Annotated in this window: 13 protein-coding genes; 12 read left to right on the top strand and 1 reads right to left on the bottom strand. The window is 34.2% G+C overall.

What is annotated here, in order from left to right; all coding sequences use genetic code 11:
- The first annotated feature begins 29 nt into the window (after window positions 1–29).
- From EAG08_RS05395 to EAG08_RS05340, 12 genes are all read left to right on the top strand, one after another.
- Window positions 30–707, top strand: a complete 678-nt coding sequence (locus tag EAG08_RS05395) for a response regulator (protein WP_129534569.1) — start codon at window positions 30–32, stop codon at window positions 705–707.
- A 46-nt stretch (window positions 708–753) separates the two neighbouring features.
- Window positions 754–1785 carry a sensor histidine kinase gene (locus EAG08_RS05390; RefSeq protein WP_129534568.1) on the top strand — a complete coding sequence of 344 codons (1032 nt, stop codon included), beginning with the start codon at window positions 754–756 and terminating at the stop codon, window positions 1783–1785.
- A 133-nt stretch (window positions 1786–1918) separates the two neighbouring features.
- Window positions 1919–2521 (top strand): IS1096 element passenger TnpR family protein, encoded by a 603-nt coding sequence (locus EAG08_RS05385; protein WP_129534567.1) that lies wholly within the window; start codon window positions 1919–1921, stop codon window positions 2519–2521.
- A 357-nt stretch (window positions 2522–2878) separates the two neighbouring features.
- Window positions 2879–4156 carry an alpha-amylase family glycosyl hydrolase gene (locus EAG08_RS05380; RefSeq protein WP_129534566.1) on the top strand — a complete coding sequence of 426 codons (1278 nt, stop codon included), beginning with the start codon at window positions 2879–2881 and terminating at the stop codon, window positions 4154–4156.
- Between the two features lie 138 nt (window positions 4157–4294).
- Window positions 4295–4735: a hypothetical protein gene (locus EAG08_RS05375; RefSeq protein ID WP_129534565.1), complete on the top strand. Its 441-nt coding sequence runs from the start codon at window positions 4295–4297 to the stop codon at window positions 4733–4735.
- A gap of 3 nt (window positions 4736–4738) precedes the next feature.
- Window positions 4739–5389: a hypothetical protein gene (locus EAG08_RS05370; protein WP_129534564.1), complete on the top strand. Its 651-nt coding sequence runs from the start codon at window positions 4739–4741 to the stop codon at window positions 5387–5389.
- Window positions 5390–5489: 100 nt separating this feature from the next.
- Complete coding sequence (locus EAG08_RS05365) at window positions 5490–6239, top strand: SDR family NAD(P)-dependent oxidoreductase (protein WP_129534563.1); 750 nt, start codon at window positions 5490–5492, stop codon at window positions 6237–6239.
- A gap of 107 nt (window positions 6240–6346) precedes the next feature.
- Window positions 6347–7141: a thymidylate synthase gene (locus tag EAG08_RS05360; RefSeq protein WP_129534562.1), complete on the top strand. Its 795-nt coding sequence runs from the start codon at window positions 6347–6349 to the stop codon at window positions 7139–7141.
- A gap of 45 nt (window positions 7142–7186) precedes the next feature.
- Complete coding sequence (locus tag EAG08_RS05355) at window positions 7187–7426, top strand: hypothetical protein (protein WP_129534561.1); 240 nt, start codon at window positions 7187–7189, stop codon at window positions 7424–7426.
- Between the two features lie 379 nt (window positions 7427–7805).
- Entirely contained in the window at window positions 7806–8036 is a 231-nt protein-coding gene (locus EAG08_RS05350) for a hypothetical protein (protein ID WP_129534560.1), read from the top strand.
- Window positions 8037–8046: 10 nt separating this feature from the next.
- Complete coding sequence (locus EAG08_RS05345; protein ID WP_129534559.1) at window positions 8047–10557, top strand: M1 family metallopeptidase; 2511 nt, start codon at window positions 8047–8049, stop codon at window positions 10555–10557.
- A gap of 338 nt (window positions 10558–10895) precedes the next feature.
- The gene (locus tag EAG08_RS05340; RefSeq protein ID WP_129534558.1) at window positions 10896–12224 is read left to right on the top strand and encodes a hydroxymethylglutaryl-CoA synthase family protein; all 1329 of its coding nucleotides are present in this window, start codon (window positions 10896–10898) and stop codon (window positions 12222–12224) included.
- A 197-nt stretch (window positions 12225–12421) separates the two neighbouring features.
- Here EAG08_RS05340 and EAG08_RS05335 read toward each other — a convergent pair whose 3' ends face one another.
- Window positions 12422–13342, bottom strand: coding sequence for a helix-turn-helix domain-containing protein (locus EAG08_RS05335; RefSeq protein ID WP_129534557.1), 921 nt, complete (start codon window positions 13340–13342; stop codon window positions 12422–12424).
- Window positions 13343–13386: the final 44 nt, after the last annotated feature.

Genomic DNA, 13386 nt, shown 5'->3' with positions numbered 1-13386 from the left:
TTGTTAACTTTGAAATGTAAAAATTGAAAATGAACCAAAAAAAGATTCTATTAATTGATGATGAACTGGATATTCTCGAAATTCTTTCATACAATTTAGAAAAAGAAGGCTACGATGTTACTACCGCTACAAACGGAAACGAAGGTATAGAAAAAGCCAAAGAAATTATCCCGGATCTTATCTTATTAGATGTCATGATGCCAGAAAAAGACGGTATCGAAACGTGTCAGGAATTACGTAAAATAAAAGAACTTCAAAAAAGTTTGATCGTTTTCCTTTCTGCAAGAAGTGAAGAGTTTTCTCAGTTGGCAGGTTTTCAGGCAGGAGCTAATGATTATATCGTAAAGTTAATCAAACCGAAAATTCTGATTTCAAAAGTAAACGCTTTGTTACAGTTGACTTCTCTGGTTTCTGATAATGCAAAACTCATTGAAGTTGGAGATTTGATAATAGATAAAGATAACTTTAGAGTTTCAAAAAGCGGACAGCAGTTTTTACTTCCAAAGAAAGAATTTGATCTTTTATATCTTTTAGCTTCAAACACTGAGAAAGTATTCAAAAGAGAAGAGATTTTAGAAAGAGTTTGGGGAAATGATGTGATTGTGGGCGAAAGAACCATCGACGTACACATCAGAAGACTAAGAGAAAAATTAGGAATCAATACCATTCAGACTTTAAAAGGAATTGGATATAAATTGATTGTTTAATTCAAAAATCCTATCTTTACTTATAACCCCTTAAATATTTGTAAAATTGAAATTTTACAGACTTAGTTTCATCTCATCATGTCTATTGACATTGGTGATGTTGGTTTTGGTCGTCATTTTTGATGCCCTCAACGAAAAATATGACCACAACTCATTTTTTAAAATAGGTTTTATCATCTCTGTCTTGGTCATGTTTGTCGTCAATTACGTAGTTCTCGAATTACTTTTCAGTTACTATGCCAAAAAGCAGGTAAGAAATATCTCCAAAATTTTGCCGGAAGAGATTGTTTACGACAATCAGGAAAATATCACCTTAAAAGAATTGGGTGAAAGATTCTCCGACTTCAACCAGCAAAAAGTCACCGAGATGGAAGTGATGAAAAAGATGGAAAGCTACCGTAAAGAATACATCGGAAACGTATCTCATGAGCTTAAAACTCCACTTTTTTCAATTCAGGGATACGTAGAAACCTTGAGTGAAGGCGGTGTAGAAAATCTAAACATCAGAGACAAATATCTTGAAAGAATCGGTATTTCCGTCGAAAGATTGATTGCAATCGTCAATGATTTGGATATGATTAACAGGCTGGAAGCAGGAGAAATAGATGTTACCGTTTCAAAATTTGATGTTAATATCTTGGTTAAAGAAATCTTTGATCTTCTTGATTTGGAAGCTGAGAAAAATAATACAGTTTTACAATTACAGACTTTACACAGTCAGATATTTGTAGAAGCCGACAAACAAAAGATATCGCAGGTTTTTATCAATCTCATTTCAAACGCAATACATTACGCCAACAGACAGGAAGCGAAGGTAGTAGTGAAAACAAGTGTTCTCAGAAACAAAGTACTCATCGAAGTGATCGACAACGGAATGGGAATTAAAGAAGAACTTCTCCCAAGAATCTTCGAGCGTTTTTACCGTGTAGAAACCAGCAGAAGCCGAAGACAGGGTGGTTCAGGTTTAGGCTTGGCCATCGTGAAACATATATTAGAAGCTCATAACGAAAACATTACGGTAGAAAGTGTGTATCTTGAAGGCACCAAATTCAGTTTTATGCTCGAAAAAAGCAAATAAGCCGGGTAAAATGTAAGCAAAAAAAAATTCTAAAAATTTATTAAATATTCTTTTCTAAAATCTCATTTATTATATATTTGCAACAGAATTTGATCAATAGAAATAAGGTAAAAATAGAAATTGGAATAGTAGTATGGTTTACAAAATCCGTGTAATATTAGATACAAAAGAAGATATTTTCCGTGATGTTGAGATTAAAGGAAAACAAACACTCTGGAATCTTCATTTAGGAATCAAAAGTGCTTTCAACCTTAGTGGTGATGAGCTTTCTACTTTTAATCTCCTCGAAGAAGATGGTACCATTGTGAAGAGTGTTCCTCTGGAAGATATGAGTGATGAAGGGGATGGCGAGATTATGTCAGACGTTTACATCGATGAAGCATTTGAAAATGCTGGCGACAAAGCACAGTTTCAGTACGGTTTGCTTGACCTGTGGGAGTTTTTCTGCGAATTGGTAGAAGTGAACGAAGAAACAAAAGGGGTGAATTACCCAATTACCGTTTACAGATTCGGAAATGCTCCATTAAAAGCTCCAAGCAAAAGTGGAGGTGCTGGCTCAAAAAACAAAAAATCAGCAATGCCTTTGATGGATGATGATTTTGGTTTTGAAGATGACTTCGGGGCAGGCAACAGTTTCGCAGACGAAGATGATGACAGCTTCGATGATGACGAAGATGACGACTACAACGATGATGTCTTCGATGATGAAGATGACAGCGACGACGATAGAATCTAAAAAATACAGCCCTGAAAATTTATTTTCAGGGTTTTTTATTAAATAAATATTACACATCCAAACAATCAAACCCTCCAACACATTCAGGAGCTATTTCCCGTCATCCACTCATACTCCTCGCTCCAAAGCTATTGCCATCGCTTGCTGTGGGGTAACCGTTTCTACCGGGGCTAGGGAAGAGGTAGGTTTTACAGATTTCGCTGATAAAAGAATATAAAGTAAAATTCACAGATTACAATTCACTTTTAAATCTGCAAATTCCTATTTTTGTTTAATTAATCAAAAAAGAAGTGCTGCTTAACCGCACTATTTATGGGATAGAATTTTATTCTACACCACTCAAAAACATCAGAAAATATGGATTTATCAACAGAATGGAAACATACCACCAATATTTACGAAGTTAATCTAAGACAATATACTCAGAAAGGAACATTCAAAGCATTTGAAAAAGAAATGCCACGCCTCAAAAACATGGGCGTGAAAACCCTTTGGTTCATGCCCGTTACTCCCATTGCCCAACTTAATAAAAAGGGAAGTTTGGGAAGCCAATATGCCGCTTCAGACTACACAACCATCAATCCCGAATTCGGAACAATGGATGAATTTAAGCACATGGTCAACGAAGCGCATCGGTTAGGCTTTAAAGTAATCATCGACTGGGTGGCTAATCATACAGGCTGGGGTCATGTCTGGACAAAAACTCATCCCGAATTTTATTTAAAAGATCCGGACGGAAGCTTCCACAAAGCATCAGGAATGGATGACATCATCGAACTCGATTACAAAAATCAGGAGATGAGAAAAGCGATGATTGATGCCATGAAATTTTGGGTAAAAGAAACCAATATCGACGGTTTCCGATGTGATCTGGCATCGTGGGTAGAATTAGATTTTTGGATAGAGGCAAGACCCGAAGTCGAAAAACTGAAGCCTCTTTTCTTCATCGGAGAATATGATGAAATTGAAAACCCAGATTACGGAAAAGTTTTTGACGCAAGCTATTCATGGAAATGGATGCATAAGTCAGCCGATTATTATCAAAAAAATGAACCTCTCAGCGAATTAATAGATTTGCTTAAACAATATTCTGCAATCGGAGATTCATCCATGAGAGCATGGTTTACGACCAATCACGACGAAAACTCATGGAACGGAACCGAATTCGAAAAATATGGTGATATCACCAAGCCAATGGCAGTATTCTCTGCAACCTGGAACGGAATTCCGCTTTTGTATTCCGGTCAGGAACTTCCAAACTTAAAAAGATTAGAGTTCTTCGAGAAAGATGTCATCGATTGGAACGGAAATTATGAGATGGCAGATTTCTATAAAACGTTATTAAACTTAAAATCATCAAATCCTGCTTTGCGTGGCGGAGATTCCGCAGTTTCAACTTATCTTCTAAACACCACAGCTAATGATAAAATTTTGGCGTATGTGAGAAAAAACGGACAAGATGAGGTTTTAGTTATTTTAAATTTTTCAAAAGATCCGGTAAATTTTACTATTCAGGATGAGAATTTAAACGGAACTTTCAATAATGTTTTTGACAAAACAAAACGAGACTTCAGCGAGGGAAAAGATTTTAATTTTAAAGTTTCTGATTTCGCTGTTTTGAAAAATAAAGTATAACTTAAAGTAAAATATTTTAAAACATCAATAGGAGCGGGCTTTAGCCCGCTTTCAGCTTACAATACTAAAATTGGCTTTAGCAAAAATTTAATTTTCTTCACTTTTATTTAATTTATAAACTCAAAGATTGCTTTCAAAATGAACAAAGAAAATATACTGCAAATTCTTAAAGATAAAATTTCAGAAAAAATAAAAATCTTCGAAAATCTTATTGCCGAAACCCGTGCATCAAGTAACGATACCAAAAGTTCGATGGGTGACAAGTATGAAACTGGTCGCGAAATGCTGCAGCAGGAAATTAATAATATCCAAAGGCAATTAAATGAAACCTTAAACCAACAGAATTTCCTGAAAAAATTAAACACAGAGGTCTGTACAAAAGTTCAGAATGGAGCTTTGGTAAAGACAGATAAAGGATTTTTCTATATTTCGGTATCGTCAGGAGAAATTGTTTTTGAAGGCAAAAAAATAATGACCATTTCAAGTGAATCACCGTTGGCAAAAGCAATGTTTGGCAAGAAAATAGCTGAGACGTTTATCATCAACAATGTCAATCAAGTCATTGAAGAAATCGGATAAAATATGACATCTCTTAAAAATTTTCTGCCCGCTTTATTTTTAATTATTCATTCCTTCGCTTTTGGACAAATTAAAGCAAATATTTCAGCTAAAACCAACGACTTACAGTCTGTAGATATTACCATTGATGATGTAACGATACAGGTAAATAGTGATGGTGAAATTTCAGGTTTTAAAACAAACAATTTAGACGGAGAGGTAGATTATTATGATGATGCGAATTTTGATGCATACAGATTTGGAAAACTAAAAAACATCGGAAGTTTAAAAATTGATTATTGGGATATTTTAGATAAAAGTGATGTAAGATCTGGCAAGATTAAAAACGTATGCAATGTTTCAATAGATTACTATGATAATTTTGATAAAGAAAAGTTAGGTAAAGTAAAGAACATCGGGAACCTAAAAATAGATTATTGGGAAAAAGATATCATAGATAACAGCAGATTAGGAAAATTAAAATCCATAGGAAATATCTCGATTGATTATGGGCAGAAAGACATCATTGACTCTAGCAAACATAAAAAACTAATCAAGTTCGGAACTGTAAGTTTAGATTATTGGAGCGATAAAATCTTTAATAAAGAAAAATTCGGAAAACTAAAATCGATTAAAGGAAATTCAAAAGATGTTTCCGTTAATTTAGTTTGGTGACCCGAAAATTTAAGAAAAATTTACCATTGCTTCATATTGAATCTTAAATTGATTATCGTAAATTTAGTATAGATTAAATACAAACAAAAATTTTATCAATATGGGAATTTTAGATAATAAAGTAGCTCTGGTAACAGGAGCGGGTTCAGGAATCGGATTGGCAATTGCTCAGTCTTACGCAAAAGAAGGTGCTAAAGTTATCGTTTCTGATATCAATGAAGAGCACGGAAATCAGGCGGTAGAAAAAATAAAATCTGAAGGCGGTGAAGCATCTTTTGTGAAAGCTGATACTTCGAAAGCAGAAGAGGTAGAAGCTCTTGTGAAATCAACAGTTGAAATCTATGGAAGATTAGATATCGCTTGTAACAATGCCGGAATTGGCGGTGAAGCCAATCAAACAGGAGATTACAGTCTTGAAGGTTGGAAAAAAGTAATCGATATCAACCTAGATGGTGTTTTTTACGGTTGTAAATATGAACTTACTCAAATGGAGAAAAACGGTGGCGGAGTAATCGTCAATATCGCTTCGATACACGGAACGGTTGCAGCACCACTTTCTTCAGCATATACTTCAACCAAACATGCAGTGGTTGGCTTAACTAAAAATATTGGCGCTGAGTATGGAAAGAAAAATATTCGTTGCAATGCAGTTGGTCCGGGATATATCGATACACCATTATTGAATCAGCTAGACAAAGAGCATAAAGATGCATTGATAGCAAAACATCCTATGGGAAGGCTTGGAACATCAGAAGAAGTTGCAGAGTTGGTGCTGTTTCTAAGCTCTGAAAAATCATCTTTTATGACAGGCGGTTACTACCTTGTCGATGGAGATTACACAGCCGTTTAATAGATTTTAATTAAATATACGATACGAAGCATTCATGAAAATGGATGCTTTTTTTAATCCTTTTTTGGATAAGAATCTTTAAATTTGAACTCTCAAAAAACTGTGGAATGCAAAATTATTTAGACCTTCTAAAACATATCAAAGAAAACGGAACCGACAAAACCGACCGTACCGGAACGGGAACAAGAAGTGTTTTTGGGTATCAGTTGAGATATGATTTGTCTAAAGGTTTTCCGATGGTAACAACCAAAAAGGTGCATTTGAAATCAATTATTTACGAATTGCTTTGGTTTTTAAAAGGTGATACCAACGTAAAATATCTGAATGACAACGGCGTTAGCATTTGGGACGAATGGGCAGATGAAAACGGAGATTTAGGTCCTGTTTATGGTGCTCAATGGAGAAGCTGGAACGGAGCGGATAATAAAGTGGTTGATCAGATTTCGGAAGTGATTGACCAGATTAAAAAAAATCCGGATTCCAGAAGATTAATTGTTTCTGCTTGGAACGTTGCAGAAATTCCAAATATGGCTTTAGCGCCTTGTCATGCACTCTTTCAGTTTTACGTAGCTGACGGAAAATTATCTTTACAGCTGTACCAGAGAAGTGCAGATGTATTTTTAGGCGTACCGTTCAATATTGCTAGCTATGCGCTTTTATTAATGATGGTTGCGCAGGTTTGTGATCTTGAAGTGGGAGATTATGTTCATAGTTTTGGTGATGTTCATATTTACAATAATCATTTTGAGCAGGTCGAAAGACAGCTTTCAAGAGATCCGAAAGCGCTTCCTACCATGAAACTAAATCCTGAGATTAAAGATATTTTCGATTTTAATTTTGAAGATTTTACCTTAGAAAACTACGATCCACATCCAGGAATTAAAGCGCCTGTGGCGATTTAATATTTTAGTAATAATTTCATTAACTTTGATTTAAAATCAGGAATTATGGAAATTAAAATCAGTTTAGACGAATACGCAGATGTTCCTTTCATCAAAAAACTATTATCACAAATAAAAGGTATTAAGAGTTTTGAGGTTTCTGAGAATGACAAAATTGATTCTTGGAAAGAGATTGAAAATTCTGATGAATTTAGAAAATTGATTGAAAAAAGTCGTAATGAAATCAAAAATGGAGAATGTAAAGAATATTCGGAAGAATTGATAGATTCCATTTTTAAAAAGTAATGAAAGTTATATTTTCAAATACTGCGATTGAAAGTCTTAAAAATATTATTGATTTTTTAAATAAAATTGGACTCAAAAGGAACTGAAGATATTTAATAAAGACTTAGAAAAATTGGTTGAGTCATTTAATGATCAATTAATTTCATATCAGACGATAGACTCAGATAGTCAATTAAGATTTGCATTATTGGGAAAGAAGCAAGTTAAGGTATATTTTGAAGTGAAAAAAGATTGTGTAGAAATTTTATTATTTCTTCCTTCAAAAGGTAATCCTGAAAACATCCATAAGCTATTTTTAAAATAAAGAAAATATAAAAAGTGAAGCCAAAAAACTTCACTTTTTTTGTAACTATTCATCATAAAATACTACTTATTTACTATGAAATCAATTAAATTGACCTTAGAGCAAAATGTTGATGCCGAGAATTTAAAACAAATTCTGCTGCAGATAAAAGGAGTAGCTTCAATTGAGATCATTGATGAAGATAATCCTGAAAGCGAACTGAAAAAAGCTTTTGCCAAGACTAAAGAACAGCTTAAAAAAGGAGATTACGAAACGTTAGTCAACGATATTTTCGAAATCATTACAAAAAATAATACAAAAAAATAAAAGGAAAGAAATGAAGAAAATCATTTTATCTATTGCAATATTGGGAGCTTTGTTTTCCGGAAATGTATCTGCACAAACCGAAACTTCAGGCAGAGAAAAAGTCTACAGAGCAACATCTGCGAAAGTAACGGAACTTAAGCATACCAAGCTTAAAGTCAACTTCGATTATCAGAAAGAGCAGATGAATGGGGAAGAGTGGCTGACAGCTTCTCCTTACTTTTATGCGACCAACGAGTTGATTCTGGATGCAAAAGGAATGTTGATTCATGAAGTTGCTTTGGATAACAATGGCAAGAAATCTCCTTTAAAATTTGATTATAAAAATGATGTTTTAAAGATTACTTTAGACAAAACCTATCAGAAAAATCAGGATTATACTGTTTACATCAAATACACAGCTCGTCCGAACGAAGTGAAGCAAGAAGGAAGCATGGCAATCAGCGATGCAAAAGGTCTTTATTTTATCAACGCTCAAGGTCAGGATCCTGATAAACCCACTCAAATCTGGACTCAAGGAGAAACTGAATCTTCTTCAGCTTGGTTTCCGACAATTGATAAATCAATTCAAAAAACAACTCAGGAAATCTACATGACGGTTCCTGATAAATATGTAACGTTGTCAAACGGTCTTCTTAAAGATTCTCAGAAAGAATCAAATGGCTTAAGAACTGATCATTGGGTGATGGATAAAAGACACTCAACGTACCTTTTCTTCATGGGAGTCGGTGAATATGCCGTGGTAAAAGACAAGTGGAAAAATATTGCGGTTGACTATTACATCGAAAAAGAATACGAACCTTACGCAAAACAGATTTACGGAAATACTCCTGAAATGATTGAGTTTTTCTCTAAAAAATTAGGGTATGATTATCCTTGGTCAAAATATGCGCAGATTTCAGGTAGAGATTATGTGAGCGGCGCCATGGAAAATACAACTGCAACACTTCACGGAAGTGATATTTTACAAAAACCGGGACAGTTAATTGATGAGAATAAATGGGAAGATACCATAGCTCACGAATTGTTTCACCATTGGTTCGGAGATTTGGTAACTGCTGAGAGCTGGAGTAATTTGACGGTTAACGAATCTTTTGCCAACTACTCAGAATATCTTTGGAACGAGTACAAATACGGAAAAGATCAGGCAGATTACCATCAGATGGAAGATGTGAATCATTATATTCATAATCCTTCAGATTTCAAAAAAGATTTGGTAAGATTTGATTATGCTTCTCGAGAAGACGTTTTCGATTTGGTAACGTATCAGAAAGGTGGCGGAATTCTTCATATGCTGAGAAATTATTTAGGAGATGAAGCTTTTTTTGCCGGAATGAATGATTACCTAAAAACCTATGAATACAAGAATGCCGAAGCTCACCAACTGAGATTATCTTTCGAAAAAGTTTCGGGTAAAGATTTAAACTGGTTCTTTAATCAATGGTATTTTGGAAGCGGGCATCCAAAATTGAATTACTCTTACACTTTTGAGCCGGTAAAAAAACAAGTGACTGTAGTTGTCAATCAGTCTCAGGAATTGCCTTTCGAGTTTCCTTTGACCATCGATGTTTACGATAACGGAAAACCAAAAAGACAACAGGTTTGGGTGAATGCAGCTGCAAAAAATACATTCAGCTTTGATGTCTCAAAAAATCCTGATTTGGTCAACATTAATGCAGACGGAATATTGGTTGCAGACGTTACTGAAACTAAAACACCCGAGCAGAATCTGATGCAGTTTACAGGTTCGAAAGAATTTAAAAGCAGATACAATGCTTTAACGGCTATCAAAGATCAGGTAGGAAAAAGCCCTGCAGCGACAAAATTATTGTCTGCGGCGTTAAAAGATCCTTATTTCAGAGTGAGACAAAAAGCTTTGGAATTAATGGACTTATCAAACGCAGAACAGCTTAAAACTTTGGGAGCAGATGTTGAAAAATTAGCTTCAAATGATCCTAAAACTTTAGTTCAGGGAGCCGCAATTGCAGCTTTGGCAAAGACAAAAGATAAAAAATACCTTCCGATTTTCGAGAAAGGGGTAAATGCCGTTTCAAATTCTGTAAAAGGGAATTCTGTTGCAGCAGCTTTAGATGTTGATCCTTCTAAGGCAAATACTTTGGCTGATAAAATCGATTTGAACGGAGCTTCAGAAGATTTATTAAGTAAAATGCTTCCGGTTATTGTTAAAAATAAAGTGACTTCTCAAATGTCAAATATTGCTTCACTGGTTGCTTTTTATCCTTTCATTAAATTCCAGAATCCTGAATTGGGGAAATCTGCGGAAGAAGGATACAATTGGATCATGACTTCCGATAATTTAAAAGCTACAGAAAGCATTACCAAAATTTTAGGTCAGGCAAAAGGACAAATGGGAGAAAATCCTCAGGTAAAAATGATGATTTCTCAAATGTTAAAAGATGGTTTGACGAAGAAAATGGAACTTCTGAAACAAAATCCTCAAAAAGCTTCAAGCATCAATCCACAGATTGACGCCATTAATAAAGCAATTGAAAATTTCAAATAGTAAATCAATATATATTTTTCTAAGCATCTCCTTATTGGAGGTGCTTTTTTATTTAAAACTTGTCTATAATTACTGATTTTAAGAATTGAAAGACCTTGTGTTCTCTGCTAAATGGGACGCCTTTGCCTCAATTTATAAATTGATTATTTGAATCGGCGAAACTTCGTTTTGTGAACTTAAAAACAGTTAGTGGTAAAAAAAAGCTTAGCGAGCTTTGCGTTAAAATAATTTTCACAAAAACAATAAGTAATTAAATTAATAATTTTCGCAAAAATTTATACGATAATGAAGCTTTTTTTGCACTATCTTTTATAAATTCGTGTTAAAATTAAACGAGTATGGGTTTTGGAATTGAGGCAGCGAGTTATTATGTGCCATCTTTATATTTGGAAATTAAAGACTTAGCAGAAAAAAGAGGGATAGATTCTGCGAAATTGGAAAAAGGTTTAGGATTACATAAAATGGGATTTCCCGATGTGCATGAAGATGCTGCTACATTTGCTGCTGAAGCATTATTAAAATTAATTAAGGATTATCAGATTAATCCAAAAGATATTACAAGAATTTATTTAGGAACAGAAAGCGCAATCGATGCCGCAAAACCTACTGCTTCCTATGCAATGCAGATGATAGAAAAAGTTTTAGAGGCTGAGTTTGGTGAAAGATGTTTCAAAAACTGTGATGTGGTTGATATGACTTTTGCTTGTATCGGAGCAGTAGATGCACTTCACAATTCATTAGATTTTGTAAGGGTAAATCCTGATAAAAAAGCAATCGTTATCGCAAGCGATTATGCAAAATACGAGTTGGCTTCTTCCGGAGAATATACGCAGGGTGGAGGAGCGGTTTCTTTGTTGATCTCTGCAAAACCTGATTTAATTGAAATAGAAAACAATTGGGGAATCGCTACCGAAAGTGTTTTTGATTTTTTCAAACCAAGAAGACATTTCAAAAAAGAAGATTTGACAAACGCTCCTGAAAATTTCCCAGATAAAATTGAAATTTTCACCGATGAACCGGTTTTTGACGGACAGTATTCGAATCAGTGTTATCAGGATAGAATCAGAGAAGCGTATGAACATTATAAAGTAGTTTCAAGAAAAGAAAAGCCTTACGAAAACTGGAAATATTTAATCTTCCATCTTCCATACGCATTCCACGGGAAAAGAGTTTTTACTGAAATTTACAGCTTAGAAAACGGACTATCCTATTCAAATCCTGACGAACAGAAAGTGGTTGCAAAATCTGAAGAATATTTGAAATTTATCAGTGAAAAAATCGAAAAAACGCAGCGCGCATCTTCAGAAATAGGAAATATGTACACCGCCTCGATTTTTATGGCTTTACTTTCAGGTTTACAGACTTCTTTTAATGAAAATGAAGAATTAACTGGACAGGAAATCGGGTTTTTAGGCTATGGAAGCGGATCAAAATCAAAAATTTTTGCCGGAAAAGTTTCTGAAAACTGGAAAAGTGTCGTTGAAAAATGGAATTTATTTGAAAATTTGAATGAACGTTTAGCCATTGACTTTGATACGTATGAAAAGCTCCACAGAAAACAGCTTGAACATTCTGTAAATCCTGATTATAATGGATTTGGTCTGCAATCCGTAGAACTTGAAAATCCTGTTTTATTGGGAGCGAGATATTATGGTTATAAAGGATAAAAACTAAAAGAGCATCTCATTTGGGATGCTTCTTTTCTTAAAATTTAAATCTATTTATCTTTATTTAAAACGAGTAAGAACATCATAACAACAAAAAATAAAATAGACAAATTCAAAATCAAATTTCCTTTTTTAGTCATTTTAATTCCGAACAAAAACTCAATTATTTTTTTGGTGGAACCATTGTTTAAAATTAATTAGTAAGTAATAATCTTATTCTGATAAGTCTTCGGTGTTACCCCAACCAATTGCTTAAAAACTCTCGTAAAGTAATTCGTATCAGAAAACCCCGTCTGATAAGCTGTTTCTTTAATGCTGTTATTTAAAGCTAAAAGCTCCTTGGCTTTACTGATGCGTTCCTGAAGAATAAAATCATTTGGGGAAGTTCCCAGCTCATCTTTAAACATTTTAAAGAAATTAGACTTGCTTACATACGCCAATTTCGCAATACTGTCGATAGAGAGTTTCTGGTGAATATTTGTTTTGATATAATCTACCACAAAACCGATTCTAGATTTATTTTTAGCCAAATTTTTCTCAACCATACTTCTTGCCTGTGTTTGCATGAGTCTTATTAAGAGTTCTTTTAAAGCGAAATCAGCCATGATGTCTTTTTGAGAATTGTCATCCATGGCGATTCTCATAATGTTATTGGTGGCTGAAGCCAGTGATTTATTGTTAAATAGAAAATATTCGTCAAGCTGTAGATTCCATGATGAGGTTTCATCTACTTTAGCGAAATTATAGTTCAGATGATTCAGAGAGTTTTCGATAAATTCAGGATTTAAACTTAAAGAAATACATTGTGAGGGCGTTTCATCAGCATCTGGGAAATCTATTACCATCGTTTCGCCGGGCGCAACCAAAACACTTTCTCCGGGGAAATAATCGAAATAATTGGTTTTGTTCTCCAGCTTCATATATTTTCTTCCTTGGAGCATTGCTGTGAAAGCAATCGTATCAAAATGCAGTTTTACATCAAAAGCAGCCTTGTGAGTTTCATAAATGCTAAATTCGCAGTTGTTGAGATTAAATTTAGTCTGATTTTCAACTAAGTTTAAAAGCTGATCTTCCTTCTTTAATTCAGGAGTATTCAATAAAAACTTATGATTGTTCATTTCTAAATTTATTTAAGTGGCGACTTCTATCAAATATAGAAATT

Origin of the sequence: Chryseobacterium sp. 3008163, assembly GCF_003669035.1 — a bacterium.
GTDB lineage: Bacteria > Bacteroidota > Bacteroidia > Flavobacteriales > Weeksellaceae > Chryseobacterium.
Note: the sequence above shows the minus strand (reverse complement) of the source record. Positions and strands in the feature narration are given on the sequence as shown.